The 22,755-nt window shown below is 45.5% G+C and carries 38 protein-coding genes; all 38 read right to left on the bottom strand.

The window, feature by feature from the left end; genetic code table 11:
• Window positions 1–49: 49 nt before the first annotated feature.
• Complete coding sequence (locus tag PIL01S_RS27890; RefSeq protein WP_127540952.1) at window positions 50–175, bottom strand: hypothetical protein; 126 nt, start codon at window positions 173–175, stop codon at window positions 50–52.
• A 121-nt stretch (window positions 176–296) separates the two neighbouring features.
• Window positions 297–989, bottom strand: a complete 693-nt coding sequence (locus PIL01S_RS27885; protein ID WP_127540950.1) for a phosphoadenylyl-sulfate reductase — start codon at window positions 987–989, stop codon at window positions 297–299.
• Window positions 990–1,609: 620 nt separating this feature from the next.
• Complete coding sequence (gene rpsI / locus PIL01S_RS27880) at window positions 1,610–2,002, bottom strand: 30S ribosomal protein S9 (protein ID WP_056697740.1); 393 nt, start codon at window positions 2,000–2,002, stop codon at window positions 1,610–1,612.
• A gap of 19 nt (window positions 2,003–2,021) precedes the next feature.
• Window positions 2,022–2,459, bottom strand: a complete 438-nt coding sequence (rplM, locus tag PIL01S_RS27875) for a 50S ribosomal protein L13 (protein ID WP_127540947.1) — start codon at window positions 2,457–2,459, stop codon at window positions 2,022–2,024.
• 204 nt (window positions 2,460–2,663) lie between these two features.
• Window positions 2,664–3,437 carry a tRNA pseudouridine(38-40) synthase TruA gene (gene truA, locus PIL01S_RS27870; protein WP_127540945.1) on the bottom strand — a complete coding sequence of 258 codons (774 nt, stop codon included), beginning with the start codon at window positions 3,435–3,437 and terminating at the stop codon, window positions 2,664–2,666.
• Between the two features lie 158 nt (window positions 3,438–3,595).
• On the bottom strand, window positions 3,596–3,961 hold the full coding sequence (gene rplQ, locus PIL01S_RS27865) for a 50S ribosomal protein L17 (protein WP_017692102.1): 366 nt from the start codon (window positions 3,959–3,961) through the stop codon (window positions 3,596–3,598).
• A 34-nt stretch (window positions 3,962–3,995) separates the two neighbouring features.
• Complete coding sequence (locus PIL01S_RS27860; RefSeq protein WP_024633566.1) at window positions 3,996–4,940, bottom strand: DNA-directed RNA polymerase subunit alpha; 945 nt, start codon at window positions 4,938–4,940, stop codon at window positions 3,996–3,998.
• A 136-nt stretch (window positions 4,941–5,076) separates the two neighbouring features.
• Window positions 5,077–5,472, bottom strand: a complete 396-nt coding sequence (rpsK, locus tag PIL01S_RS27855) for a 30S ribosomal protein S11 (RefSeq protein ID WP_017692100.1) — start codon at window positions 5,470–5,472, stop codon at window positions 5,077–5,079.
• A 19-nt stretch (window positions 5,473–5,491) separates the two neighbouring features.
• A complete protein-coding gene (rpsM, locus tag PIL01S_RS27850) occupies window positions 5,492–5,860 on the bottom strand; it encodes a 30S ribosomal protein S13 (protein WP_095293406.1) in 369 nt (122 codons plus the stop codon).
• Window positions 5,861–5,880: 20 nt separating this feature from the next.
• Window positions 5,881–5,994 (bottom strand): 50S ribosomal protein L36, encoded by a 114-nt coding sequence (gene rpmJ / locus PIL01S_RS27845; protein WP_003333770.1) that lies wholly within the window; start codon window positions 5,992–5,994, stop codon window positions 5,881–5,883.
• Window positions 5,995–6,144: 150 nt separating this feature from the next.
• On the bottom strand, window positions 6,145–6,360 hold the full coding sequence (gene infA / locus PIL01S_RS27840; protein WP_017692098.1) for a translation initiation factor IF-1: 216 nt from the start codon (window positions 6,358–6,360) through the stop codon (window positions 6,145–6,147).
• A gap of 3 nt (window positions 6,361–6,363) precedes the next feature.
• Window positions 6,364–6,672 (bottom strand): KOW domain-containing RNA-binding protein, encoded by a 309-nt coding sequence (locus tag PIL01S_RS27835; RefSeq protein ID WP_095293407.1) that lies wholly within the window; start codon window positions 6,670–6,672, stop codon window positions 6,364–6,366.
• Between the two features lie 10 nt (window positions 6,673–6,682).
• Window positions 6,683–7,435, bottom strand: a complete 753-nt coding sequence (gene map, locus PIL01S_RS27830) for a type I methionyl aminopeptidase (RefSeq protein ID WP_127540943.1) — start codon at window positions 7,433–7,435, stop codon at window positions 6,683–6,685.
• Between the two features lie 4 nt (window positions 7,436–7,439).
• Window positions 7,440–8,084: an adenylate kinase gene (locus tag PIL01S_RS27825; protein ID WP_095293409.1), complete on the bottom strand. Its 645-nt coding sequence runs from the start codon at window positions 8,082–8,084 to the stop codon at window positions 7,440–7,442.
• Window positions 8,085–8,174: 90 nt separating this feature from the next.
• Entirely contained in the window at window positions 8,175–9,473 is a 1,299-nt protein-coding gene (secY, locus tag PIL01S_RS27820) for a preprotein translocase subunit SecY (protein WP_095293410.1), read from the bottom strand.
• Entirely contained in the window at window positions 9,473–9,913 is a 441-nt protein-coding gene (rplO, locus tag PIL01S_RS27815; RefSeq protein WP_095293411.1) for a 50S ribosomal protein L15, read from the bottom strand. The genes secY and rplO overlap by 1 nt, the downstream gene beginning before the upstream one ends.
• A gap of 42 nt (window positions 9,914–9,955) precedes the next feature.
• Window positions 9,956–10,141, bottom strand: coding sequence for a 50S ribosomal protein L30 (rpmD, locus tag PIL01S_RS27810; RefSeq protein WP_017692092.1), 186 nt, complete (start codon window positions 10,139–10,141; stop codon window positions 9,956–9,958).
• Window positions 10,142–10,153: 12 nt separating this feature from the next.
• Window positions 10,154–10,651 (bottom strand): 30S ribosomal protein S5, encoded by a 498-nt coding sequence (gene rpsE / locus PIL01S_RS27805; RefSeq protein WP_017692091.1) that lies wholly within the window; start codon window positions 10,649–10,651, stop codon window positions 10,154–10,156.
• Between the two features lie 27 nt (window positions 10,652–10,678).
• Window positions 10,679–11,047 carry a 50S ribosomal protein L18 gene (gene rplR / locus PIL01S_RS27800; RefSeq protein ID WP_095293412.1) on the bottom strand — a complete coding sequence of 123 codons (369 nt, stop codon included), beginning with the start codon at window positions 11,045–11,047 and terminating at the stop codon, window positions 10,679–10,681.
• A 117-nt stretch (window positions 11,048–11,164) separates the two neighbouring features.
• Complete coding sequence (gene rplF, locus PIL01S_RS27795) at window positions 11,165–11,707, bottom strand: 50S ribosomal protein L6 (protein WP_090924669.1); 543 nt, start codon at window positions 11,705–11,707, stop codon at window positions 11,165–11,167.
• Between the two features lie 30 nt (window positions 11,708–11,737).
• On the bottom strand, window positions 11,738–12,136 hold the full coding sequence (gene rpsH, locus PIL01S_RS27790; protein WP_095293413.1) for a 30S ribosomal protein S8: 399 nt from the start codon (window positions 12,134–12,136) through the stop codon (window positions 11,738–11,740).
• A gap of 32 nt (window positions 12,137–12,168) precedes the next feature.
• Window positions 12,169–12,354, bottom strand: coding sequence for a type Z 30S ribosomal protein S14 (locus PIL01S_RS27785; RefSeq protein WP_095362279.1), 186 nt, complete (start codon window positions 12,352–12,354; stop codon window positions 12,169–12,171).
• Window positions 12,355–12,428: 74 nt separating this feature from the next.
• Window positions 12,429–12,971 (bottom strand): 50S ribosomal protein L5, encoded by a 543-nt coding sequence (gene rplE, locus PIL01S_RS27780; protein ID WP_095293414.1) that lies wholly within the window; start codon window positions 12,969–12,971, stop codon window positions 12,429–12,431.
• 32 nt (window positions 12,972–13,003) lie between these two features.
• Window positions 13,004–13,357 carry a 50S ribosomal protein L24 gene (rplX, locus tag PIL01S_RS27775; protein ID WP_024633578.1) on the bottom strand — a complete coding sequence of 118 codons (354 nt, stop codon included), beginning with the start codon at window positions 13,355–13,357 and terminating at the stop codon, window positions 13,004–13,006.
• A 41-nt stretch (window positions 13,358–13,398) separates the two neighbouring features.
• Window positions 13,399–13,767, bottom strand: a complete 369-nt coding sequence (rplN, locus tag PIL01S_RS27770; protein WP_090905289.1) for a 50S ribosomal protein L14 — start codon at window positions 13,765–13,767, stop codon at window positions 13,399–13,401.
• A gap of 35 nt (window positions 13,768–13,802) precedes the next feature.
• Window positions 13,803–14,069 carry a 30S ribosomal protein S17 gene (gene rpsQ / locus PIL01S_RS27765; protein WP_095293415.1) on the bottom strand — a complete coding sequence of 89 codons (267 nt, stop codon included), beginning with the start codon at window positions 14,067–14,069 and terminating at the stop codon, window positions 13,803–13,805.
• Between the two features lie 48 nt (window positions 14,070–14,117).
• Window positions 14,118–14,315, bottom strand: coding sequence for a 50S ribosomal protein L29 (gene rpmC / locus PIL01S_RS27760; protein ID WP_017692083.1), 198 nt, complete (start codon window positions 14,313–14,315; stop codon window positions 14,118–14,120).
• Window positions 14,305–14,739: a 50S ribosomal protein L16 gene (rplP, locus tag PIL01S_RS27755; protein ID WP_017692082.1), complete on the bottom strand. Its 435-nt coding sequence runs from the start codon at window positions 14,737–14,739 to the stop codon at window positions 14,305–14,307. The genes rpmC and rplP overlap by 11 nt, the downstream gene beginning before the upstream one ends.
• 2 nt (window positions 14,740–14,741) lie before the next feature.
• Window positions 14,742–15,407, bottom strand: coding sequence for a 30S ribosomal protein S3 (gene rpsC, locus PIL01S_RS27750; RefSeq protein ID WP_090924673.1), 666 nt, complete (start codon window positions 15,405–15,407; stop codon window positions 14,742–14,744).
• 15 nt (window positions 15,408–15,422) lie between these two features.
• On the bottom strand, window positions 15,423–15,755 hold the full coding sequence (gene rplV / locus PIL01S_RS27745; RefSeq protein ID WP_095293416.1) for a 50S ribosomal protein L22: 333 nt from the start codon (window positions 15,753–15,755) through the stop codon (window positions 15,423–15,425).
• 35 nt (window positions 15,756–15,790) lie between these two features.
• Entirely contained in the window at window positions 15,791–16,069 is a 279-nt protein-coding gene (rpsS, locus tag PIL01S_RS27740) for a 30S ribosomal protein S19 (protein WP_095293417.1), read from the bottom strand.
• A gap of 71 nt (window positions 16,070–16,140) precedes the next feature.
• On the bottom strand, window positions 16,141–16,971 hold the full coding sequence (gene rplB, locus PIL01S_RS27735) for a 50S ribosomal protein L2 (RefSeq protein WP_095293418.1): 831 nt from the start codon (window positions 16,969–16,971) through the stop codon (window positions 16,141–16,143).
• A gap of 31 nt (window positions 16,972–17,002) precedes the next feature.
• Window positions 17,003–17,293 carry a 50S ribosomal protein L23 gene (gene rplW / locus PIL01S_RS27730; RefSeq protein ID WP_024633586.1) on the bottom strand — a complete coding sequence of 97 codons (291 nt, stop codon included), beginning with the start codon at window positions 17,291–17,293 and terminating at the stop codon, window positions 17,003–17,005.
• Complete coding sequence (gene rplD / locus PIL01S_RS27725) at window positions 17,293–17,916, bottom strand: 50S ribosomal protein L4 (protein ID WP_127540941.1); 624 nt, start codon at window positions 17,914–17,916, stop codon at window positions 17,293–17,295. The genes rplW and rplD overlap by 1 nt, the downstream gene beginning before the upstream one ends.
• Before the next feature lie 25 nt (window positions 17,917–17,941).
• On the bottom strand, window positions 17,942–18,565 hold the full coding sequence (gene rplC / locus PIL01S_RS27720) for a 50S ribosomal protein L3 (RefSeq protein WP_095293420.1): 624 nt from the start codon (window positions 18,563–18,565) through the stop codon (window positions 17,942–17,944).
• 43 nt (window positions 18,566–18,608) lie between these two features.
• Window positions 18,609–18,917, bottom strand: coding sequence for a 30S ribosomal protein S10 (gene rpsJ, locus PIL01S_RS27715; RefSeq protein ID WP_017692074.1), 309 nt, complete (start codon window positions 18,915–18,917; stop codon window positions 18,609–18,611).
• A gap of 436 nt (window positions 18,918–19,353) precedes the next feature.
• A complete protein-coding gene (gene tuf / locus PIL01S_RS27710; RefSeq protein ID WP_095293421.1) occupies window positions 19,354–20,544 on the bottom strand; it encodes an elongation factor Tu in 1,191 nt (396 codons plus the stop codon).
• Between the two features lie 98 nt (window positions 20,545–20,642).
• Window positions 20,643–22,721 carry an elongation factor G gene (fusA, locus tag PIL01S_RS27705; protein ID WP_127540939.1) on the bottom strand — a complete coding sequence of 693 codons (2,079 nt, stop codon included), beginning with the start codon at window positions 22,719–22,721 and terminating at the stop codon, window positions 20,643–20,645.
• Between the last annotated feature and the right edge of the window lie 34 nt (window positions 22,722–22,755).

Genomic DNA, 22,755 nt, shown 5'->3' with positions numbered 1-22,755 from the left:
TATAAATGACTCTAATCATCTATATGGGACAAGATGGACAAATATACCGTTAGGAGCGGACTTGCTCCCCCATTCTCTCAATCAGCACTTTAGCTACCTCAGAACGAGTAAATTCTGGTGGCGGGTACTCTCCATCACGGAGCTGACCACGCACTTTTATACCGGATAACGTCATAGAGGCAGAAGCGATGTCATTTTGTCAGCTCCCTAAATTCTCTTCATAGTGGAGGTTCGATAGAGAAATGTTCAAAGGTATGATCTAAGGTCTAAAGGATGTTCACGCTATTTCGAATACTTTATTTATGAAGTCCGCATTCTGTTTTATCATTACCGGACCATCGTCCTGCACGCGGATCTTCACCTGGCATAACTTGACGGGTGCAATGTTCACAACCAATGCTCGGATAGTTCTGATCATGGAGAGGGTTATATACAACGTTATTGGCCCGAATATAGTCCCACACATCCTCAGAAGTCCAATGAGCGATCGGGTTAAATTTCATAAGTCCAAACTTCGTATCGTATTCCACCTTCTTCGCATTAGCACGAGTCGGTGCTTGATCTCTGCGAATTCCCGTGATCCATGCATCATACTTGGAAAGAATACGTGTCAGCGGCTCAACCTTGCGAATATTGCAGCAAGCATTAGGATCCGATTTCCACAATTCCTCTCCATGTTGGGCCGCCTGCTCTTCAGGCGTAATTTTGGGAGAGACACGCACAAAATCCATATTGTATTTCTCTTTCATAAGATCACGAGTCTCATACGTTTCCTTGAAATGAAAATCAGTGTCAAGATAAAAAACATCCGTAGATGGACTTACCTTCTGCAGCATATCTACAAGTACAACATCTTCCGCACCAAAGCTGCATGCAAAAGTGATATTTGGGAATGTCTCAACAGCGTAACGGATAATATCCTCAGGGCTTGCGTTTTCCAATTCTTCTGCTTTCGTCCGAGCAAGATTTTCTTTTTCCAACAAGTTCATTCTGAATTTCCCCCATTCTGCTTTTACCGAAAACTTTAATGCCGACCAATCTAATAAGAATTATGTATAGTATAAATCTTTCAGGGGGGATGTCAATGCTTGCAACATGGTAAAATGATTCATTTTGAGCCCATTTTTGTGAGTGGATTACCAATCATTTTGTGAGTACTTAGATTCTCTTTAGGTTCTCTTCAAATGAATCCATTGCAATTAACTTAAGCAGGCTAGAAGGTATTAGAGTCCAATTTGCTATGCTAATCGTGAAATCCTTTGTCCCTATAGGGTTATCTGCATTAAACTGTACTAAAATCCGTAATGATAATGCTTGTGCTAAGACCAAATATGAGATGCAAAGGGACCAACCGTGCATGAAAAAATTTGAATTCTCTGTGCATACATGTAAGTGACTTTTATTGAATTCATAAGAAAAACTGATGATTGGGGTCTCGTATAACCCTGTCTGGAATGATCTATCTTCAGCCAAATCTAAGATGAGAAATAAGCCATGTTAGATCATATACATATGACAAATTGTTGTTTGAGCAATCCTTGGAACAACTAATCCACGTTTTATAGGCAACAAAAAACCTCTGGCCGAGGCCAGAGGCTTGTAATACATATTAACGTTTGGAGAACTGAGGAGCGCGACGAGCGGCTTTGAGACCGTATTTTTTACGTTCTTTCATCCGTGGGTCACGAGTCAGGAATCCTGCTTTTTTCAGGGAAGCACGGTATTCCGGATCTGCTTTGAGCAGAGCGCGGGAGATACCATGACGGATTGCTCCAGCTTGACCGGAGATTCCGCCACCATGAGCGATAACCAAAACGTCATAGTTGCTAAGCGTTTCTGTCAAAGTCAGTGGTTGTTTTACGATCAGTTTGAGTGTTTCCAAACCGAAGTATTCATTAATATCACGTTTGTTGATGACAATGCGTCCTTCACCCGGTACAAGGCGAACACGAGCTACCGAATGTTTACGACGACCTGTCCCATAGTATTGTACTTGTGCCATGAAACTGTCCTCCTTTTAATTAACCGCGAAGTTCGTAAACTTCTGGTTTTTGTGCTGCATGTGGATGCTCAGTGCCTCTGTACGCTTTAAGTCTCAGCTTCATTTTTTCGCCCATGCGAGTTTTAGGAAGCATACCGCGAACAGCCAATTCCAACATACGTTCCGGTTTGTTTTTAACCATATCTTCTGCAGAAGTTACTTTCAAACCACCTGGGTGCATCGAGTGACGGTAGTATTTCTTGTCTTGCATTTTTTTACCAGTCAATACGATTTTCTCAGCATTGATGATAACTACGAAATCGCCAGTGTCCACATGTGGAGTGAATTGTGGCTTGTGTTTGCCGCGGATCAAAGCAGCTGCTTCGCTCGCCAAACGTCCGAGCGTTTTGCCTTCGGCATCAATGATGTGCCATTGGCGCTCAACTTCGTTAGGCTTCGCCATGTACGTTGTACGCATGAAAAGTTCCTCCTTAAAATGTTCAAAATCTCATTTTCATTTATCTTCGTTCATTAAGTGATAACTTTAGGTGTTGATGGATAGTTGTTGCGATGTGACCCTCTTAATTGGGGCTGTGGGAAAGCCATTAAGAAAACACAACTTTTATATTACATGATAGGAGATTAAATCGCAAGTGTTAATTAACCTTTTCACTCACCAAATTTAATCTTTTTTGTATTCAAGATCCCAGAGCATTAAACCGCAACTTACCGCAGTTGGTCCTGCAGCAGAGCGATTACATGCGGCAATCATATTCGGTACATCAGAGGCTTTCCGTTTGCCCTCTCCGATCTCCAGCAGTGTACCTACAATAATGCGAACCATATGCTGCAAAAAGCCGTTGCCGCTCACATAAATATGAATGACTCCCTGATCGCGCGGATGATCTCTGCACATTGAACGGTCAACCTCTATCCATGCGTCGTATACCGAACGAATATGATTGTCTTTCTGAGACTTGCGAGAAGCAAAGGAGGTGAAATCATACGTACCAATAAAATGACGAAGCCCCTCCTGCATTGCAGTTACGTCTAACCTGGCATGATGATGATATTGCAGCCTTCTGTTGAATACATCCGGAAATTGATTTGCATTGATCGTATAGCGGTACGTCTTCGTTTTCGCTGCATAGCGAGAATGAAACTCAAGCGGTACCTCTATCGCATCAATAACAACAATATCAGAGGGTAATCTAGAATTAAGTGCAATACACCATCGTTCAATCGGGATTTGAGATTCGGTAGCAAAGTTGAAGATCTGCCTGCGAGCATGAACACCCGCGTCAGTTCTACCTGACCCCGTTATCTTGACCGTCTCACCTGTCAATGCACGAATGGCATCTTCAAGATGATCCTGAATGGTATTCCCCCCCGGCTGTACCTGGAAGCCATAATAAGCAGTGCCATCATAAGCAAGCGTCATGCACAAGTTGCGCATCATTACCACACCTTTGTTCCATACTATACATACCCTACCCCGAACAGCAAAAGAAGCCCCTTCCGGAGCTTCTATTACAGCACGAATTCCGAAATGAAGTGAAAAAAAGGGTTAATCCAGAATCAACGACTCTGTCCCCTTTCCTCATCTCATCAGTTTTACGCGCGGTCAACCAGTTCCAAGTAAACCATAGGCGCTGCGTCACCACGACGAGGTCCCAGTTTAAGGATACGAGTGTATCCACCTGGACGCTCAGCGTAACGACCGGACAATTCGCTAAACAGTTTTTGGATTGCATCTTGCTCACCATCGATAGTTTCGCGGCGAACATAAGCTGCCACTTGGCGACGGGCATGAAGATCTCCCTTTTTCGCTTTAGTGATCAGTTTTTCAGCAATAGAGCGAACCTCTTTTGCTTTCGCTTCAGTTGTCTGAATGCGCTCGTACAAGAACAGGTCGGTTACCAGGTCACGGAACAAAGCTTTACGCGCGCTGGAATTACGGCCCAACTTTTGGTATGCCATTGTTTTCCCTCCTTCACTTCAAGCACTCAGCTGTCTATTCTTCTGTACGGAGTCCCAGACCCAATTCTTCGAGCTTCTCTTGAACTTCTTCCAAAGACTTGCGTCCGAGGTTACGGACTTTCATCATGTCTTCTTCCGTTTTCGTAGTCAGCTCTTGCACGGTATTAATACCGGCACGTTTCAGGCAGTTGTAGGAACGAACAGAGAGATCCAGCTCTTCGATCGTCATTTCGAGTACTTTTTCTTTTTTGTCTTCTTCTTTTTCGACCATGATCTCAGCATCTTTCGCTTCGTCTGTAAGACCCACGAAGAGCATCAAATGCTCGGTCAAAATTTTAGCGCCGAGGCTTACAGCCTCTTCAGGACGAATACTTCCGTCTGTCCAAACTTCCAACGTGAGCTTGTCATAGTTGGTTACTTGGCCAACACGCGTATTTTCCACAGCGTAGTTAACGCGGCTGATCGGGGTGAAGATGGAATCGACTGGGATGACGCCGATCGGCTGGTCATCGCGTTTATTCCGATCTGCCTGGACGTAGCCGCGACCGCGATTGGCAAAAATACGCATGTGAAGTCTCGAACCTGGTCCGAGCGTAGCGATGTGCAGATCCGGGTTAAGGATTTCCACATCGGAATCAGCACGGATATCTCCAGCCGTGATTGCTCCTTCGCCTTCAGCATCAATCTCGAGCACTTTCTCCTCATCCGAATGAATTTTAAGCGACAAAGCTTTCAGGTTAAGAATAATCTCCGTTACATCTTCCATTACGCCAGGAACTGTAGCAAATTCATGCAGAACGCCATCGATTTGAACCGAAGACACTGCCGCACCCGGCAGTGACGAGAGCAAGATTCGGCGAAGCGAGTTTCCAAGCGTCGTTCCGTATCCGCGCTCCAGCGGTTCTACTACGAATTTCCCATAGGTGCCATCATCGTTGACGTCAACCGTCTCAATTTTCGGCTTTTCGATTTCAATCACTGCAATACCCCTCCTTCAAAACGTCGGTCCTCTATGAAACATTTACCTTCTCTTGCGAAAACATGTAGTAGTATGCCTAAACAACCATTATTAGCAGATTGTGCTGGATTTATACCACACGCAGGGGCAAATCTCATTAGACACGACGACGTTTTGGAGGACGGCATCCGTTGTGTGGGACTGGAGTTACGTCTTTGATCAGGTTAACTTCCAGACCTGCAGCTTGCAAAGAGCGGATCGCTGCTTCACGGCCTGCGCCTGGTCCTTTAACCATAACCTCAACGGCTTTCATCCCATGTTCCATTGCAGCTTTGGCAGCAGTCTCAGCAGCCATTTGTGCAGCAAACGGAGTCGATTTACGGGAACCTCTGAATCCGAGGCCGCCGGAGCTTGCCCACGAAATTGCGTTTCCGTGAGGATCCGTAATGGTAACGATAGTGTTATTGAAAGTGGAACGGATATGTGCCACGCCAGATTCAATATTTTTACGGTCACGACGTTTAGTACGTACGACTTTTTTCGGTTTAGCCATTTTCTCTTATCCCCCCTTATTATTTCTTCTTGTTCGCTACTGTACGACGAGGACCTTTACGAGTACGAGCATTCGTTTTCGTACGTTGTCCACGAACAGGCAGACCACGACGATGACGAACTCCACGGTAACAACCGATCTCCGTCAAACGTTTAATATTCAAAGAGATTTCACGACGCAGGTCACCTTCTACTTTGACCTCTTTGTCGATACTTTCACGCAATTTGCTGACTTCATCTTCCGTCAAATCACGAACACGAGTGTCCGGATTGATGCCTGTAGAGCTCAGAATTTTCTGGGAAGTCGTTTTACCGATTCCGAAAATATAAGTCAAGGCGATCTCAACGCGCTTATCACGTGGCAAATCCACACCAGCTATACGTGCCATTTTACGCTACACCCCCTTCATTAACCTTGTTTTTGTTTGTGTTTCGGATTTTCACAGATAACCATAACATTCCCTTTGCGGCGAATGACTTTGCATTTTTCGCAAATCGGTTTGACCGAAGGTCTTACCTTCATGTGAATTACCTCCTCAAAGTTCTGCTTAGCAAAACTCTCTTCGTAAGCATTGACCTCGTTTTACCATTGTAAAACCGGCTTCGAAGCTTTCGCAAGTTTTGCCGGGCAAAACCCGCTTCAAGCTTCACAGTTCATTGCAACTGTCTACTACTATTTACGGTAAGTTATACGTCCTTTTGTCAGATCATAAGGCGATAACTGAACAACTACTTTGTCACCAGTCAGGATACGGATAAAGTGCATCCGCAGCTTGCCGGAAACGTGAGCGAGAATTTGATGACCGTTCTCAAGCTCAACCTTGAATGTTGCATTCGGCAGCGGTTCAAGAACCGTGCCTTCCACTTCAATGACATCTTCCTTGGCCATTAGTCAGTCTCCTTTCTCTTCAGCTTGAATGTTGGTGGATTCCAGAAACGAATGAACCGCATAGCGGAGCTTTCCGTTTGTCACCCGACCACTCTCGTTTAAACTGTTTACAACCTCGCTGCTGATCATCGGCTGGAGCTCCAGATGAAGAATATTCTTCTTCTTGGGTTGATCAAACTTACGTTTGTCTCCATCCGCTATATACACGAACCTACTGTCCGCTATAGCAACAATTACCGCGGCTTGGTCCGCATTGCGGCCTTTACGGATCTTCACAAGTTGACCGAGCTGCGGATTAGACTGATTATTCATGCCTCATCACCTACGCATTCAGTTTTGTGAAAATTTCCATGCCATCTGGTGTAACTGCTACGGTGTGTTCAAAGTGGGCACATAACGATCCGTCAACAGTAACGACAGTCCAGTTATCTTCCAACGTTTTCACATACCGGCTACCTGCGTTAACCATCGGCTCTATGGCCAGCACCATGCCCGCTTTAAGCCGTGGTCCCCGATCAGGAAGACCATAGTTCGGAATTTGGGGTTCTTCGTGCAGATCCGCTCCTATGCCGTGACCGACATATTCCCGAACTACCGAAAAACCGGCATCCTCAATATATTTCTGAATCGCATGAGATATAGTAAACAAGCGAATGTCCGGTTTAACCAGCGCCAGACCTGCGTATAACGAAGCCTCGGTAACGTCCAGAAGACGACGGGCTTCTTCGGAAATACGGCCGACCGGATAAGTCCAGGCAGAATCTCCATGATACCCCTGGTACTGCGCGCCAATGTCAAACGTAACGATATCGCCCTCGTTCAACTTGCGTTTGCCGGGAAATCCATGCACCAACTCTTCATTTACTGAAGCGCACACACTGGCAGGAAAACCGTTATAACCTTTGAAAGACGGCACAGCTCCTTGACTGCGGATGTATTGATCGGCCATATGGTCAAGTTCTCCAGTCGTAATACCGGGAGCGATATGCTCTGCCAAGAGACGATGCGTTTCAGCAACGATTCTCCCTGCTTCCCTCATCAAGCCCAGTTCCGTTTCGGACTTACCAATGATCATTCAATTAACCTCGCAGTAAGGACACGATCTCTTGAGAGACTTGATCAATATCCTGTTCTCCGTTCATTTGACGAAGAAGACCTTTGTTCTCATAAAACGTGAGGAGTGGTGCTGTTTTGTTGATATATTCGTCAAGACGGGTTCCTACGCTCTCTTCGTTATCATCCGAGCGTTGGTACAACTCGCCGCCGCATTTATCACAAATACCTTCCTGCTTAGGCGGATTGAATACGACATGATAAGTGGCGCCACAGTTTTTGCAAATGCGACGACCCGTCAAACGAGCCAGCAATTTGTCGCGGTCCACTTTCAGGTTGATTACATGATCGAGACCTGAGTTCAGTCGGTCCAGGATGCCATCAAGCGCTTCTGCTTGAGACAGGGTTCTTGGAAAACCATCCAAGAGGAATCCTTCTCTGCAGTCAGGCTGCTGCAACCGTTCTTCAACGATGCCGATGGTTACATCATCTGGTACAAGCAATCCTTGATCCATATATTCCTTGGCTTTCAGGCCAATGGGAGTTCCCTGCTTAATCGCCAGACGAAATGCATCGCCTGTTGAAATGTGGGGAATACCGAACTCTTTCACGATGACGTCTGCTTGCGTTCCTTTTCCTGCCCCCGGAGGGCCCATGAATAGGATGTTCACGTTATGTCACTCCCTCCAAGACTACCCTACATCAACAAACAGCACAATAGGTGCCGGCAAGTAAATCTTAGCTTGACCGGTACCTATTGCCTATTTATTGATAAAACCTTTGTAGTGGCGTTTGATCAATTGGCTTTCGATTTGCTTCATGGTATCGAGCGCAACACCGATAACGATCAGGAGAGACGTTCCTCCAATTTGCGCCGATTGAGGCAAACCAGAAAGTGCCCCTAAGAATACAGGCAGAACGGAAATGACTGCCAAGAAGATGGCTCCGGCCATTGTCAAACGAGTCATGACACGGGTCAGATATTTCTCGGTTGCTTTACCCGGACGAATGCCTGGGATGTAACCGCCGTTCTTTTTCATATTATCAGCCATCTGCTGTGGATTCATCTGTACGAAAGTATAGAAGAAAGTGAAACCGAAGATCATCACGACATACAATAACATACCCAGAGGTTTGTGAGTAGTCAGATTTTGTCCGATCCACTGTGCCCATAAACGATCAGCCCAGAAGTTGGCGATAATCGTTGGGAACATCAACAGAGATGAAGCAAAGATGACAGGGATAACACCTGCTGCGTTAATCTTCAGCGGGATATGTGTATTCTGTCCACCGTACATTTTGTTACCTACGACGCGTTTCGCGTACTGTACAGGAATTTTCCGAATCGCCTGCTGAATGTAAATGACACCGATGATAATCAACACAATAACAATTGCGACGATTACACCTTTAAGGATGTTCATGAACAACTGATCAGGTTGAATGAAGTCGGACTCGATTGTCTGTTTGATAATGTTAGGCACCGTTGAGAGGATACCCGCAAAGATCAAAATCGAAATCCCGTTTCCTATGCCCTTCTCGGTGATCTGCTCACCAAGCCACATCAGGAATGAAGTACCGGCCGTAAGTACAATCGCGATCAAGATATAATCAGCAAAAGTGGCGTTAGGCACCATCTCTGTATTGTACAAGCGGTTGAATCCGATCGACGTACCAAACGCTTGAATCAATGCCAGACCGATCGTTAAATAACGAGTCAGCTGAGCTGATTTTTTCTTACCTTGTTCACCTTGCTTAGCCCATTCCGCTAACTTAGGGATAACGTCCATGGAAAGCAACTGTACTATGATAGACGCAGTGATGTAAGGTACGATCCCGAGTGCAAAGATCGAGAACTGGAACAGTGCTCCACCCGAGAACGTATTGAGAAGTCCAAAAACTTCTTTACCCGCAGAATTTGTCGCTTCGAAAACCTCTTTGTTTACTCCAGGTACTGGAACGAAGGATCCGATGCGGTAAATGATCAGTACAAAAAGGGTAAATAATACCCTTTTGCGCAGATCTTCAACCCGCCAGATATTCTTTAGGGTCTTGAACATTAAATCACCTCGGTTGTACCGCCGGCAGCTTCAATTTTCTCCACCGCAGATTGAGAAAACTTGTTAGCTTTAACAGTCAGCTTCACAGTGACTTCACCGTTACCCAGGATCTTGATTCCGGATTTAGCGTTTTTAACTACGCCGTTCGTCATCAAGAATTCTGGAGTTACTTCAGTACCCGCAGCAAAACTGTTCAGGTCTTCAATATTCACAACCGCATATTCCTTGCGAGTTGGGTTTACGAAACCACGTTTTGGCAAGCGACGATACAATGGATTTTGTCCACCTTCGAAGCCCGGACGTACACCACCGCCGGAACGAGCGTTTTGTCCTTTGTGACCGCGACCTGATGTTTTACCCGTACCACTACTTGGACCGCGACCAAGACGTTTACGCTCTTTGCGGGATCCAGGAGCTGGGGAAAGCTCATGTAACTTCATCGTTCGTTGCACCTCCTTAAAGATTTATGGGAATATCCCGTATTAAGCTTCTACTTCTTTAACAGCTACCAAGTGACTTACTTTGTTAATCATACCACGAATGGCTGGATTATCGTTTTGAACCACTTTGCTGTTGATTTTGCGCAAGCCCAATGTTTTCACAGTTGTTCTTTGCGTCTCCGGACGTCCGATCAAGCTGCGGACGAGGGTAATTTCCAATTTAGCCATGAGATTCCCTCCTTAACCCAGAAGCTCTTCGACGGATTTTCCGCGCAGTTTAGCCACGTCTTCAGCACGCTTCAAACGGGACAAACCTTCCAAAGTCGCATTGACCATGTTCATGGAATTCGAAGAACCCAGAGATTTTGTCAAAATGTCACCTACACCAGCAAGTTCGAGAACCGCACGTACAGGACCACCAGCGATAACACCAGTACCTTCAGATGCTGGTTTCAACAGAACGCGTCCTGCGCCGAACTTACCTGTTACCAAGTGAGGAATCGATGTTCCTACGAGTGGAACGTGTACAAGGTTTTTCTTAGCGTCTTCAATACCTTTGCGAATTGCATCAGGTACTTCGCCCGCTTTACCGATACCAGCTCCAACCCAGCCGTTGCCGTCGCCGACTACAACCAGTGCGCTAAAGCTGAAACGGCGTCCGCCTTTTACTACTTTAGCTACGCGATTAATATTTACAACTCTTTCAGTCAGTTCCAAAGTATTCGGATCTACACGCAAGTCGTTAACCTCCTTTTGAAAAATATCTTAAAACTCAAGTCCTGCTTCACGAGCCGCTTCAGCCAATGCTGCGATACGACCATGGTACAGATATCCGCTACGGTCAAATACGATGTTAGAAACGCCTTTGTCTTTCGCACGTTTTGCAACGAGTTCGCCAACTTTACGAGCTGACTCAACAGAAGCGCCGTTTTTGATGTCGCTGCTCAGTTCTTTGTCTACAGTAGACGCGGAAGCGATCGTTACACCAGCTACGTCATCGATAATTTGAGCGTACATATGTTTACCAGAACGGAATACGTTCAAACGAGGACGTGCTGCCGTTCCTTGGATTTTCTTACGAACACGCAGGTGTCTTTTCAGACGAGCCTTGTTTTTATCTTGTTTCGTAATCATCTCAGGGATTCACTCCTTTCAGGTTACCTCGCTGGCTTCAAACCGGAAGCCACGGGGTATATTAGAAACACACGAAGCAAGCAAGCCGAAAGCCGCGCAAAGGCGGTAAGAGAAATCTTATTTCTTCTTACCGGCTTTACCTTCCTTACGGATGATACGCTCGCCTTCATATTTAATACCTTTACCTTTGTACGGCTCAGGTTCACGAACGGAACGGATTTTAGCAGCGTAAGCACCTACGCGCTCTTTGTCGATCCCGCGAACGATGATTTTTGTATTCGAAGGAACTTCGAATTCAATTCCCGCTTCCGGTGTAATTTCAACCGGGTGAGAGTATCCAACGTTCAGAACGATTTTATCTCCGGATTTGCTTGCACGATATCCGACCCCAACCAACTCCAGAGATTTTGCGAATCCTTCAGTAACGCCGCTCACCATGTTGCTTACAACGCTGCGCGTTGTGCCGTGCAAAGAACGGTGAGTTTTGTTATCGGAAGGACGCACAACTGTAATTTCGTTGTTCTCAACTGTAACCTTCATGTCTTTATGAAGTTCACGAGTCAGAGTTCCTTTTGGTCCTTTTACCGTAATAACGGTGTTGTCCAGTGTGATGTCCACACCACTTGGTACTGTAATTGGTTTGCGACCAATACGAGACATATGTTGCACCTCCTATCTTGTGACGTTATATTACCAAACGTAGCAAACGACTTCTCCGCCGGATTTCGATTGACGAGCTTCTTTGTCCGTCATAACACCTTTGGATGTCGAGATGATCGCGATACCCAGGCCACCAAGTACACGAGGTACTTCGTTGCTTTTCGTGTAAACACGAAGACCAGGTTTACTGATTCTTTTCAGACCAGTGATAACGCGCTCGTTATTTTGACCGTATTTCAGGAAAACACGGATAATCCCTTGTTTGTTATCATCGATAACTTCAGCGTCACGGATGAAACCTTCACGCTTCAGGATATCGGCGATTTGTTTTTTCATTGTCGAAGCAGGCATTTCTACTGTTTCGTGACGAACAGTGTTCGCGTTACGAATACGAGTAAGCATATCTGCAATTGGATCAGACATAGTCATTGTGAGTTAACCTCCTTCCCGTTCAGGACTTTTTACCAGCTTGCTTTTTTCACGCCAGGAATCTGGCCTTTATAAGCTAATTCACGGAAGCAAATTCTGCAAATTTTGAACTTTTGCAGCACCGAATGTGGACGTCCGCAACGCTCACAGCGTGTATAAGAACGCACTTTAAACTTTGGTGTACGTTGTTGTTTAACTTTCATCGAAGTTTTTGCCACTTTAGCCTGACACCTCCTAAATAATTTCGGAGAAAAGGGAGTCCTTCCAGACACCCGGAAACGTTATGCCAACTTTATTTTACGAAAGGCATTCCCAGTTGCGTGAGCAACTCACGGGACTCTTCGTCTGTTTTCGCCGTTGTTACAATAACAATGTCCATACCGCGGACTTTGTCTACTTTATCATACTCGATCTCTGGGAAGATCAATTGTTCTTTCAGACCCAGTGTGTAGTTACCACGTCCGTCGAACGCTTTGCTCGATACACCGCGGAAGTCGCGGACACGAGGCAATGTAACGTTGAACAATTTATCGAGGAAGTAGTACATACGCTCGCCGCGCAATGTAACTTTCACACCGATAGGCATGTTCTCACGCAGTTTGAAACCTGCGATAGATTTTTTAGCACGAGTGATTACAGGTTTTTGACCTGCGATCAGTTGCAAATCGTTTACTGCGGAATCCAACACTTTGGAGTTTTGGACAGCGTCGCCCACACCCATGTTGATAACGATTTTCTCGATTTTAGGCACTTGCATTACCGTTGTATAGTTAAACTTCTGCATCAAACCAGGAGCGATTTCTTGCAGGTAACGTTCTTTCATTCTTGATGCCATGAATCATAGCCCTCCTTTCTCATTCGGTTCAATTAGTCGATAATTTCTCCGGAACGTTTAGCAACGCGCACTTTCTTTCCGTTATCCAACACTTTGTAACCAACACGGGTTACTTTTCCGCTCTTTGGATCGATGTGCATCACGTTGGAAACGTGAATCGGAGCTTCCTTCTCGATAATGCCGCCTTGCGGATTTTGCTGGTTAGGCTTCTGGTGTTTTTTAATCATGTTAACACCTTCCACAAGGACGCGGTTCTCACGAGGATAAGCAGCGATGACACGGCCTTTTTTACCTTTGTCTTTACCGCTGATCACCATAACCGTATCTTCTTTTTTAACGTGAAGTTTGTTGTTATGGGATTCCAGAACTTTTTTCACTCTTGGCATTTCGTACACCTCCTGTTTCTAAACATCACGAGCTTAATCTATTAGATAACCTCTGGGGCCAAGGAAACGATTTTCATGAAGTCTTTCTCGCGAAGTTCACGAGCAACAGGTCCGAAAATACGTGTTCCACGTGGGCTTCTGTCGTCTTTTACAACAACAGCTGCATTTTCATCAAAACCGATGTAGGAACCGTCTTTACGACGTACAGAACGTTTCGTACGAACGACAACCGCTCTAACTACATCACCTTTTTTGACAACGCCGCCTGGTGTTGCTTGTTTTACAGAACAAACGATCAGATCACCGATTTGTGCTGTACGACGTCCCGTACCGCCGAGTACGCGGATACACATCAGTTCCTTCGCACCGGAGTTGTCGGCTACAGCCAAACGTGTAAATGGTTGAATCATTTAGTATTCCTCCTTCCAGCTATGCTGATAATGCATTAGATGATAACCGCTTTTTCTACGATTTCAGTAAGTCTCCAGCGTTTATCTTTCGAAAGCGGACGAGTCTCCATGATTTTCACCGTGTCACCGATTTTCGCAGTGTTTTCTTCGTCATGCGCTTTGAACTTTTTAGTAACCTTGATGCGTTTATGGTACAATTTATGGTTTTTGTAAGTTTCTACAGCAACAACAATCGTTTTATCCATTTTATCGCTAACAACTTTACCAGTTTGCACTTTACGTGCGTTACGTTCTTCGCTCATTGTTGGCCTCCTTCCTGATTACGGACGGAATGTATATCCGACCTCTAATTAACCGATACCCAGTTCTCTTTCACGGATGATGGTTTTAGCACGAGCTATTTCTTTCCGCACATCACGGATTCGAGTCGGGTTATCCAGCTGACCGGTAGCGAGTTGAAAGCGGAGGTTAAAGAGTTCTTCTTTAAATCCGGCAATCTTTTGCTCGATTTCAGCAGAGGTTAGGTTGCGAAATTCACTAGCTTTCATTTGCTTCACCACCCAATTCTTCACGTTTCACAAACTTCGTTTTGATTGGCAGTTTGTGAGCGGCAAGACGCATCGCTTCGCGTGCGATCTCCTCCGGTACACCAGCAAGTTCAAACATGATCTTACCTGGTTTCACAACTGCAACCCATTTTTCTACGTTACCTTTACCGCTACCCATCCGAACCTCGAGAGGCTTTTGAGTGATTGGTTTGTCAGGGAAAATTTTGATCCAGACTTTACCACCACGTTTGATGTAACGAGTCATCGCAATACGAGCCGCTTCGATTTGACGGTTCGTAATCCAAGCCGGTTCCGTAGCTTGCAGACCGTATTCGCCAAAGTTCAGCGTAGTTCCGCCTTTTGCTTGGCCTTTCATATGTCCACGTTGTTGCTTACGGTGTTTTACACGTTTTGGTACCAACATGATTAGTTGCCTCCTTCCTTAGCAGCTTGTTTCTTAGCCGTAGGAAGAACCTCTCCACGATAGATCCATACTTTTACGCCGATACGGCCGTAAGTTGTATGAGCCTCTGCTGTACCGTAGTCGATGTCGGCACGAAGCGTGTGCAGTGGAACAGTTCCTTCGCTGTAGCCTTCCGAACGTGCGATCTCAGCTCCGCCAAGACGTCCGCCCACTTGAGTTTTAATACCTTTTGCACCAGAGCGCATAGTTCTTTGAATAGCTTGTTTCAGAGCACGACGGAAAGAAACGCGACGTTCCAGTTGTTGTGCAATGCTTTCTGCTACCAGGATTGCGTCCAGGTCTTGGTTCTTAATTTCAGAGATGTTGATGTGTACTTTTTTACCGCCAGCAATTTTCGTAATTTGGTTACGAAGATTCTCAACTTCAGATCCACCTTTACCGATTACCATACCTGGTTTCGCTGTGTGAATCGTTACGTTCACGCGGTTAGCCGCTCTCTCGATTTCAACACGAGACATAGCGGAGTCTTTCAATTTATTTTTCAGGAATTCACGAATTTTCACGTCTTCCATCAAAAGATCACCGAAGTCTTTGCCTGCATACCATTTAGATTCCCAGTCACGGATAACTCCGACACGGAGTCCGACCGGATTTACCTTTTGGCCCACACGTTTTCCCTCCTTCTACTTTTCAGATACCACCAAAGTGATGTGGCTAGTACGTTTGTTAATACGACTTGCACGTCCCATTGCACGAGGGCGGAAACGTTTCATTGTCGGTCCTTGGTTCACGTAAGCTTGCGAAATGACCAAGTTATTAACATCCATAGAATAGTTATGTTCCGCATTCGCAATAGCGGAGTTAAGCAACTTCTCAACGATTGGAGAAGCGGATTTCGGAGTGTGACGGAGAATGGCAACCGCCTCACCAACTTGCTTGCCGCGAATCAAGTCAACAACGAGTTGAACTTTACGAGGAGCAATCCGGATAAACTTAGCATGTGCTTTTGCTTCCATTGTGTAACCTCCTCTCAAACATTAAAGATGTTCATTTATCTTCTTGTTTTCTTGTCATCATCAGTATGGCCTTTGTACGTACGGGTTGGAGCGAACTCACCCAATTTGTGTCCGACCATGTCCTCAGTCACGTATACTGGCACGTGTTTACGTCCGTCATATACGCCGAATGTGTGTCCGATGAATTGTGGGAAAATTGTAGAGCGACGGGACCAGGTTTTGATAACGTTCTTTTTACCGGAAGCGTCCATCTCTTCTACCTTTTTCAGCATGTAGCCATCAATGAATGGCCCTTTTTTCAAACTGCGACCCATGTGGAGATCCTCCCTTCAAACGTAGCGTTTATGCATCCGCAGATGCCTCACGAAGTTATGCACAGTGTGTATTACTTCGTGCGGCGGCGAATGATGTATTTATCAGAAGCTTTATTTTTCTTACGCGTTTTGTAACCCAGAGTAGGTTTACCCCATGGTGACATTGGCGATTTACGTCCGATTGGAGCACGACCTTCACCACCACCGTGTGGGTGATCGTTAGGGTTCATTACTACACCACGAACTTCAGGACGTTGTCCCAACCAACGGCTACGACCGGCTTTACCGATTTTGATGAGCTCGTGGTCTTGGTTACCAACAGAACCGATTGTTGCACGGCAAACTTTCAGAATACGACGAACTTCTCCGGAAGAGAGACGAACGGAAACGTATTTTTCTTCTTTACCAAGCAATTGAGCTTCTGTACCAGCAGCACGAACCAATTGTCCGCCTTTACCTGGTTTCAACTCGATGTTGTGGATAACGGTACCTACTGGAATGTTTTCAAGTGGCAGTGCGTTACCGATTTTGATGTCGGATTCAGGACCGGAGAAGATTTGATCTCCAACTTTCAATCCTTTAGGAGCGATGATGTAACGTTTCTCACCATCAGCATAGTGGATCAGGGCGATGTTCGATGTACGGTTCGGGTCATACTCGATCGTAGCAACGCGGCCCGGTATTCCATCTTTAGTACGTTTGAAGTCAATGATACGGTATTTACGTTTGTGTCCACCACCGTGGTGACGAACTGTAATTTTACCTTGGTTGTTGCGGCCAGCCTTTTTGCTCAGTGGGGCCAACAACGATTTCTCCGGCTGATCTGTGGTGATTTCCTCAAATGTAGATACGGACATGTTCCGTCTTGCCGGGGATGTCGGTTTATACTTTTTGATTGGCACTGGGTTTCCCTCCTTACTTCAACAATTTCAATTATACAGTTTCAAAGAACTCAAGCGTTTTGCTATCTTGTGTCAGTGTTACAAACGCTTTTTTCCATTCGCTAGTATATCCGGAATAACGTCCGTACCGTTTAGGCTTAGCTGGAACACGAAGAGTGTTCACGTTTTTCACTTTTACGTTGAAAATAGCTTCCACGGCTTTTTTGATCTCGGTTTTGTTTGCACGGATATCGACTTCAAATACATATTTCAAGTCATTCATCATGTCAGCAGTACGTTCCGTAATAATCGGACGTTTAACAATATCACGAGGATCCTTCATTACGCGAGCACCTCCTCTACCTTCTGAACTGCTTCTTTCGTAATGATCAGTTTGTCGTGCGCAAGCACGTCAAGAACATTAATGCCGTCAGCTGCTACGAATTTCACGCCAGGAATATTCCGTGCGGAAAGAGCCACATTATCATCATAGCTAGGAGCTACGATCAAAGCTTTGCGTCCAACTTTCAAGTTGTTCAAGATGGCTGCAAATTCTTTTGTTTTAGGTGTGCTCAGTGTAAGAGCGTCCAAAACGATAATGTCATTGTCGAGCACTTTGGATGAAAGAGCTGATTTGATCGCCAGACGGCGAACTTTCTTAGGCAGTTTGTACGCATAGCTCCGTGGTGTCGGACCAAATACGATACCGCCGCCTTTCCATTGTGGAGAACGAATCGAACCTTGACGAGCGCGACCTGTACCTTTTTGTTTCCAAGGCTTACGTCCACCGCCACGTACTTCAGAACGTCCTTTTACTTTGTGGGTACCTTGACGAAGGGAAGCGCGTTGCATAAGCACTGCATCGTACAGAACGGAAGTGTTCGGCTCTACTCCGAATACTGCATCGTTCAGTTCAACTTCGCCCACTTGGCTACCATCTACATTGTAAACTGATACTTTTGGCATTTTGTGTTCCTCCTTTCTTCAGTGGTTATTTTTTCACCGTTTCTTTAACTTTTACAAGACTGTTTTTCGGTCCAGGAATGGAACCCTTCACGAGCAACACGTTACGCTCAGCGTCTACTTTAACAACTTCAAGACGTTGGATTGTAACAGTCTCATGACCCATGTGTCCTGGCAAGTGTTTGCCTTTAGGAACGCGGTTAGCTTGGATCGAACCCATCGAACCCGGGCCACGGTGATAACGAGAACCGTGAGACATAGGTCCAGTGCTTTGTCCCCAACGTTTGATTACGCCGGCAAAACCTTTACCTTTAGAAATACCCGTTACGTCAACGAATTCGCCTTCTGCGAAAATGTCAGCTTTCAACTCTTGGCCAACTTCATATTCCGCGATGTTGATGCCGCGAAGTTCACGAACGTAGCGCTTAGGGGCAGTATTCGCTTTTTTAGCGTGTCCTGCTTCTGGCTTGTTGGCATTTTTCTCTTTCTTATCGGAGTAACCGATTTGAACTGCTTCGTAGCCATCGTTCTCAAGATCTTTCTTTTGCAAAACAACACAAGGTCCTGCTTCGATAACTGTTACTGGTACTACGTTACCATCAGCGGTAAACACTTGAGTCATTCCAAGTTTTTTTCCTAAGATACCTTTCATGTTGACACCTCTTTTCCTTTATACATGGTCTTGTTGATTTATATTACAGTTTGATTTCGATATCTACACCGGACGGTAGATCCAAGCGCATCAAGGCATCCACAGTTTGTGGAGTCGGGTTAACGATGTCGATCAAACGCTTATGTGTGCGTTGCTCGAATTGCTCCCGAGAATCCTTGTACTTGTGTACCGCACGAAGAATAGTAATGATTTGTTTTTCAGTTGGAAGCGGAATCGGACCGGATACACCAGCACCCGAACGTTTAGCTGTTTCAACAATTTTCTCCGCGGATTGATCAAGAATTCTGTGGTCGTAAGCTTTCAAACGAATACGAATTTTTTGCTTTGCCATTTTAGTCCCTCCTTCTATCGCCCAATTTATTATCGGACATACTCCGTGAAAATTTTCCGACAACCCTCCCATGGCAAAGGGGCCGGGTGTGCCAGTAACCTCTCACATCATCGCAACGTCTCAGAACAACATTCATTATTATATAGAAAAAATGGGCGTATTGCAAGCATATTTAAGAAAAACATTTAAACTAATCTTTTCATATCGAAATGACGTTGTTTAATGTGTTGTTCCATTGTTATGCAAGCTGCCTTAACCAATCTTTTATATACATCTGATTGCTATTCACATTATGACGCAGGTTCCGAATCTCTTATACATAATAAAAGAGTTCTTTATCCGATGTCGGATAAAGAACTCTTCCGAAGCTTCGTTACAGTACAATGTTACTCGTTCCAGTACACTGTTGCATATGCTTACTCAGCGAAAAGCTGAATTATTTTTGGATGGATGCTACTGCACCGGCACCAACTGTACGTCCACCTTCGCGGATCGCGAAGCGTGTACCTTCTTCAATCGCAATTGGATTGATCAGTTGTACAGTTACTGTGATGTTGTCGCCTGGCATTACCATTTCAGTACCTTCTGGCAGGTTGATGATACCTGTTACGTCAGTTGTACGGAAATAGAATTGTGGACGGTATCCTGTGAAGAAAGGTTTGTGACGTCCACCCTCTTCTTTAGTCAGAACGTATACTTGAGCTGTAAATTCTGTGTGTGGTTTAACAGAACCTGGTTTAGCAAGTACTTGTCCACGCTCGATGCTTTCACGGTCAACACCACGCAGCAATGCGCCGATGTTGTCACCCGCTTGAGCGGAATCCAGCAATTTACGGAACATTTCAACGCCCGTAACTACGGATTTTTTAGTTTCTTCGTGGATACCCACGATTTCGATCTCTTCACCGACTTTAACAGTACCACGCTCTACACGACCTGTAGCAACTGTACCACGACCAGTGATGGAGAATACGTCCTCTACTGGCATCAAGAAAGGTTTGTCAGTGTCGCGCTCTGGAGTTGGGATGTAAGTATCGATTTCTTTGAACATCTCAACGATTTTTTGAGCCCACTCACCTTCAGGGTTTTGCAGAGCTTCACGAGCGGATCCACGAGTGATTGGAGTATCGTCACCTGGGAACTCATATTCGTTGAGCAAGTCGCGAACTTCCATTTCAACCAATTCCAACAACTCTTCGTCTTCAACCATGTCGCATTTGTTCAAGAATACAACGATGTAAGGTACGCCTACTTGACGGGAGAGCAAGATGTGCTCACGAGTTTGTGGCATTGGGCCGTCAGCTGCGGATACTACCAAGATAGCTCCGTCCATTTGAGCCGCGCCAGTGATCATGTTTTTAACATAGTCGGCGTGACCTGGGCAGTCAACGTGAGCGTAGTGACGAGCGTCAGTTTCGTACTCAACGTGAGCTGTGGAGATTGTGATACCGCGTTCGCGCTCTTCTGGAGCTTTGTCGATTTGATCGAAAGCGATCGCTGCGCCACCGTAAGTTTTGGACAATACAGTAGTGATTGCAGCAGTCAGAGTTGTTTTACCATGGTCGACGTGACCGATAGTACCAATGTTAACGTGTGGTTTATTACGTTCGTATTTAGCCTTTGCCATTTGAACGTGGCCTCCTTAAAATGTTAAATTTTATGTTTTCACTGGACGTTAGCACCTAGAAGATTATATCCCTATGCACAGCGTCCAGTGTGAGAAAACTACTCGGTGCCTTTTGTTTTGGCAACGATCTCTTCAGCGATGCTCTTAGGAACTTCTTCATAGTGAGAAAGCTCCATGGAGAATACGCCGCGTCCTTGAGTACCGGAACGAAGAGTTGTAGAGTATCCGAACATTTCGGACAAAGGTACTTTAGCACGAATGATTTGAGCTCCACTACGGGAATCCATACCTTCGATGCGGCCACGACGGGAGTTAAGCATACCCATAACGTCACCCATGTACTCTTCCGGAACGGTTACTTCTACTTTCATGATTGGCTCAAGCAGAACTGGTTTACACTTGTCTTTAGCCGCTTTAAGCGCCATAGATCCGGCAATTTTAAATGCCATCTCATTGGAATCGACATCATGGTAAGATCCGTCTACGATTGTAGCCTTAACGTCTACAAGCGGGAAGCCTGCAATAACGCCGTTTTTCATTTGCTCTTCAATCCCTGACAGTGCAGGTTGAATGTATTCTCTTGGAACGGAACCACCGACAACCTTACTTTCGAACTGGCTGCCTGTACCCGGCTCGAGAGGTTCGAATTCAACCCATACGTGACCGTATTGACCACGACCACCGGATTGACGTACGAATTTACCTTCAACGCGCGCTGGAGCACGGAATGTTTCACGGTAAGCTACTTGTGGTTTACCCACAGTAGTTTCAACCTTGAACTCACGACGCATACGGTCGATGATGATATCAAGGTGAAGCTCACCCATACCTGCCAAGATTGTTTGGCCTGTTTCTTCGTCAGTGTGAGCGCGAAGAGTTGGATCCTCTTCTGTCAACTTGCCGAGAGCAACACCCATTTTATCTTGGTCAGCTTTGGTTTTAGGTTCAACGGCGATTTCGATAACCGGATCAGGGAAGTTCATCGATTCCAAGATAACCGGGTTTTTCTCATCACATAGTGTATCACCTGTACCTGTATCTTTCAAACCTACGGCAGCTGCAATGTCACCGGAGTAAACTTCAGTGATCTCTTGACGGCTGTTCGCGTGCATTTGAAGGATACGACCGATACGCTCACGTTTGTTTTTAGTCGCATTCAATACGTAAGAACCGGATTGAAGAACACCGGAGTATACGCGGAAGAATGTCAATTTACCAACGTAAGGGTCAGTCATGATTTTGAAAGCCAATGCAGAGAATGGCTCTTCATCGGAAGACTTGCGAACTGCTTCTGTTCCGTCTTCAAGGAGACCCTTGATTGCTGGAACGTCAACTGGAGCTGGCAAGTAGTCGATAACAGCGTCCAACATCAGTTGAACACCTTTGTTACGATAAGAGGATCCACAGATTACTGGGAAGATCTTAACTTCTACTACACCTTTACGGAGAGCAGATTTGATCTCTTCAACAGTGATCTCTTCGCCTTCCAGGTATTTCATAGTCAATTCTTCGTCGAGTTCTGCAACCCGCTCAATCAATTCGTTGCGGAGTTCTTCAACTTGATCAGCAAATTCCGCAGGAATTTCGGTTTCTTCGATATTTTGTCCAAGGTCATCTTTGTACATATGAGCCTTTTGTTCAACGATATCGATGATACCAATGAAATCATTTTCAGCGCCGATTGGCAGTTGAATCGCAACAGCGTTCGCTTGAAGGCGATCACGCATGTCAGCGACAACGTTCAAAAAGTCAGCACCGATGATATCCATTTTATTTACGTAAGCGATACGAGGTACGCCGTAACGGTCAGCCTGTCTCCATACAGTTTCAGACTGAGGCTCAACGCCTTCTTTCGCACTGAATACACCAACTGCTCCGTCCAATACACGAAGGGAACGTTCAACTTCAACAGTGAAGTCAACGTGTCCCGGGGTATCAATGATATTAACGCGGTGGCCTTTCCAAGCAGCGGTAGTCGCAGCGGAAGTAATCGTAATTCCGCGCTCCTGTTCCTGTTCCATCCAGTCCATTGTCGCAGCGCCTTCGTGAACTTCACCGATTTTGTGCGTACGGCCTGTGTAGAACAAGATCCGCTCAGTTGTCGTGGTTTTACCCGCATCAATATGAGCCATGATCCCGATATTACGTGTATTTTTCAAGGAGAACTCTCTTGCCATGAAATGGGTCTCCCTTCAAAATTGAAGTTTTTAT

The sequence above is a fragment of the Paenibacillus illinoisensis NBRC 15959 genome, assembly GCF_004000925.1.
Taxonomy (GTDB): Bacteria; Bacillota; Bacilli; order Paenibacillales; family Paenibacillaceae; genus Paenibacillus; species Paenibacillus illinoisensis.
The sequence above is the reverse complement of the archived record's forward strand: the minus strand, read 5'-3'. Positions and strand labels throughout refer to the sequence as shown.

Excerpts from the sequence above, each read along its gene's own strand:
- PIL01S_RS27890 (WP_127540952.1), bottom strand. The coding sequence starts at position 175 with ATGACGTTATCCGGTATAAAAGTGCGTGGTCAGCTCCGTGATGGAGAG.
- PIL01S_RS27885 (WP_127540950.1), bottom strand. The coding sequence starts at position 989 with ATGAACTTGTTGGAAAAAGAAAATCTTGCTCGGACGAAAGCAGAAGAA.
- rpsI (WP_056697740.1), bottom strand. The coding sequence starts at position 2,002 with ATGGCACAAGTACAATACTATGGGACAGGTCGTCGTAAACATTCGGTA.
- rplM (WP_127540947.1), bottom strand. The coding sequence starts at position 2,459 with ATGCGTACAACGTACATGGCGAAGCCTAACGAAGTTGAGCGCCAATGG.
- truA (WP_127540945.1), bottom strand. The coding sequence starts at position 3,437 with ATGCGCAACTTGTGCATGACGCTTGCTTATGATGGCACTGCTTATTAT.
- rplQ (WP_017692102.1), bottom strand. The coding sequence starts at position 3,961 with ATGGCATACCAAAAGTTGGGCCGTAATTCCAGCGCGCGTAAAGCTTTG.
- rpsK (WP_017692100.1), bottom strand. The coding sequence starts at position 5,472 with ATGGCTAAACCGAAAAAAGTCGTACGTACTAAACGTCGTGACCGTAAA.
- rpsM (WP_095293406.1), bottom strand. The coding sequence starts at position 5,860 with ATGGCACGTATAGCTGGTGTGGATTTGCCACGTGATAAGCGCGTTGAG.
- rpmJ (WP_003333770.1), bottom strand. The coding sequence starts at position 5,994 with ATGAAGGTAAGACCTTCGGTCAAACCGATTTGCGAAAAATGCAAAGTC.
- infA (WP_017692098.1), bottom strand. The coding sequence starts at position 6,360 with ATGGCCAAGGAAGATGTCATTGAAGTGGAAGGCACGGTTCTTGAACCG.
- PIL01S_RS27835 (WP_095293407.1), bottom strand. The coding sequence starts at position 6,672 with ATGAATAATCAGTCTAATCCGCAGCTCGGTCAACTTGTGAAGATCCGT.
- map (WP_127540943.1), bottom strand. The coding sequence starts at position 7,435 with ATGATCATTGGTAAGTCCGAAACGGAACTGGGCTTGATGAGGGAAGCA.
- secY (WP_095293410.1), bottom strand. The coding sequence starts at position 9,473 with ATGTTCAAGACCCTAAAGAATATCTGGCGGGTTGAAGATCTGCGCAAA.
- rplO (WP_095293411.1), bottom strand. The coding sequence starts at position 9,913 with ATGAAGTTACATGAGCTTTCCCCAGCTCCTGGATCCCGCAAAGAGCGT.
- rpmD (WP_017692092.1), bottom strand. The coding sequence starts at position 10,141 with ATGGCTAAATTGGAAATTACCCTCGTCCGCAGCTTGATCGGACGTCCG.
- rplR (WP_095293412.1), bottom strand. The coding sequence starts at position 11,047 with ATGATTACGAAACAAGATAAAAACAAGGCTCGTCTGAAAAGACACCTG.
- rplF (WP_090924669.1), bottom strand. The coding sequence starts at position 11,707 with ATGTCTCGTATTGGTCGCAAACCAATTACAGTACCAAGTGGTGTGGAC.
- rpsH (WP_095293413.1), bottom strand. The coding sequence starts at position 12,136 with ATGACTATGTCTGATCCAATTGCAGATATGCTTACTCGTATTCGTAAC.
- rplE (WP_095293414.1), bottom strand. The coding sequence starts at position 12,971 with ATGGCATCAAGAATGAAAGAACGTTACCTGCAAGAAATCGCTCCTGGT.
- rplX (WP_024633578.1), bottom strand. The coding sequence starts at position 13,357 with ATGCCAAGAGTGAAAAAAGTTCTGGAATCCCATAACAACAAACTTCAC.
- rplN (WP_090905289.1), bottom strand. The coding sequence starts at position 13,767 with ATGATTCAACCATTTACACGTTTGGCTGTAGCCGACAACTCCGGTGCG.
- rpsQ (WP_095293415.1), bottom strand. The coding sequence starts at position 14,069 with ATGAGCGAAGAACGTAACGCACGTAAAGTGCAAACTGGTAAAGTTGTT.
- rpmC (WP_017692083.1), bottom strand. The coding sequence starts at position 14,315 with ATGAAAGCTAGTGAATTTCGCAACCTAACCTCTGCTGAAATCGAGCAA.
- rplP (WP_017692082.1), bottom strand. The coding sequence starts at position 14,739 with ATGTTGGTACCAAAACGTGTAAAACACCGTAAGCAACAACGTGGACAT.
- rplV (WP_095293416.1), bottom strand. The coding sequence starts at position 15,755 with ATGGAAGCAAAAGCACATGCTAAGTTTATCCGGATTGCTCCTCGTAAA.
- rpsS (WP_095293417.1), bottom strand. The coding sequence starts at position 16,069 with ATGGGTCGCAGTTTGAAAAAAGGGCCATTCATTGATGGCTACATGCTG.
- rplW (WP_024633586.1), bottom strand. The coding sequence starts at position 17,293 with ATGAAGGATCCTCGTGATATTGTTAAACGTCCGATTATTACGGAACGT.
- rplD (WP_127540941.1), bottom strand. The coding sequence starts at position 17,916 with ATGCCAAAAGTATCAGTTTACAATGTAGATGGTAGCCAAGTGGGCGAA.
- rplC (WP_095293420.1), bottom strand. The coding sequence starts at position 18,565 with ATGAAAGGTATCTTAGGAAAAAAACTTGGAATGACTCAAGTGTTTACC.
- rpsJ (WP_017692074.1), bottom strand. The coding sequence starts at position 18,917 with ATGGCAAAGCAAAAAATTCGTATTCGTTTGAAAGCTTACGACCACAGA.
- tuf (WP_095293421.1), bottom strand. The coding sequence starts at position 20,544 with ATGGCAAAGGCTAAATACGAACGTAATAAACCACACGTTAACATTGGT.
- fusA (WP_127540939.1), bottom strand. The coding sequence starts at position 22,721 with ATGGCAAGAGAGTTCTCCTTGAAAAATACACGTAATATCGGGATCATG.